The sequence below is a fragment of the Kitasatospora sp. NPDC036934 genome (assembly GCF_055608425.1).
On the sequence record NZ_JBVJQR010000081.1, the window covers coordinates 1 to 1,335 of the forward strand.

Below are 1,335 nucleotides of genomic sequence, written 5' to 3' on the forward strand. Positions count from 1 at the left end.
GGATGCTCCTATGGCTGTCAAGCCGCAGGGGCGAGGTCGGTTTGAGTGATTTGTGTGGTGGGTGTGCTGGTCAGGGCGCGGTAGACCTCGCGGGCGACGAATCGCTTGAGGCAGCGCATGATGTCCTTCTTGGACAGGCCTTCCTTTGTGCGGCGTTCGATGTAGGCGCGGGTGCGTGGGTCGAAGCGCATGCGGGTCAGCACGATGGTGTGAAGGGCGTTGTTCGCGGCCCGGTCACCGCCTCGGTTGAGGCGGTGGCGGTGGGTGCGGCCGGAGGATGCGGGGATCGGTGCGACGCCGGCCAGGTGGGCGAACGCGGCCTCCGAGCGCATCCGTTCGGGGTTGTCCCCGGCGGAGGCGAGGAGCTGGCCCGCGGTCTCGGGGCCGACACCGAACAGTTCCAGCAGCGCGGGAGCGGCCTGCCGGACCAGTGGGCCGATCTCGGTGTCGAGTTCGTTGACCTCCTGGTCCAGTGCCAGGTGGCGTCGGGCCAGCCGCCGCAGTGCCGCCCGGGTCGCCGCCACCGGACCCGAGAGGTCCTCGCCGGGCCGCAACCGGGCGAGCGTGCGTATCAGCTCCGTGCGGGACAGGCCGGCGAACTGCTCGCGCAGCAGAGCGGGAGCGGAGACGAGCAGGCCGCGGATCTGGTTCATGGCCTGGGTGCGGGCCTTGACCGCGCTGCGGCGGGCGATCCGCAGCACCCGCACGGCCTCGACCACGCCGTCCCGGCTCTTGGGGACGCCGGTGGCCCGCCCGGAGAGCACGGCGGTGGCGGCGGCGTAGGCGTCGATCGGGTCGGACTTGCCCTTCATTCGCCGGGTCTTGCGGTCGGGGCGGTCGACGTCGACGACCGTGACCCCGGCGGCGGTCAGCACCCGGGCGAGTTCGGCGCCGTAGGCGCCGGTGCCCTCTACTCCGACCGCGCTCAGCGTGCCGTGCGAGCGCATCCAGTCCAGGAGGTCCCGGTAGCCACGGATCGTGGCCGGGAACTCCCGGTCGGCCAGGTGCCGGCCGATGGAGTCGATCACCGCCGCGTGATGGGTGAGGCCATGGGTGTCGACTCCGCCGGTGATCTCCCGCGCGTCATGCGTCATGCTTGTCGTGTCCGTCCTTGCGAGTCCGTTCCGAGGGCGGCACGCGCCGGTCGGGCGGGTGGACAAGACAGTGACGGGGCTTCTGGACCAAGCTCCTATAAAGTCACAAACGCCCGTCCGGCCGCGTGCGTGGTGATGCCCGGCGGGCCGACAAATCCCAAACAGGACAGTCGAGACGTCAGTCAGGCGGAGGGTCAGACCCACCGGCAACATCATCACGTCACATCCTCACTGTCAGGCG

At 70.4% G+C, this 1,335-nt stretch carries 1 protein-coding gene; it reads right to left on the minus strand.

The features are described 5' to 3' along the window. Positions 1-17: 17 nt before the first annotated feature. A complete protein-coding gene (locus ACZ7BZ_RS38325) occupies positions 18-1,094 on the minus strand; it encodes an IS110 family RNA-guided transposase (RefSeq protein WP_470362418.1) in 1,077 nt (358 codons plus the stop codon). Between the last annotated feature and the right edge of the window lie 241 nt (positions 1,095-1,335).

Bases quoted from the DNA above. Each gene is read 5' to 3' on its own strand.
- ACZ7BZ_RS38325 (WP_470362418.1), bottom strand. From the start codon at position 1,094: ATGACGCATGACGCGCGGGAGATCACCGGCGGAGTCGACACCCATGGC.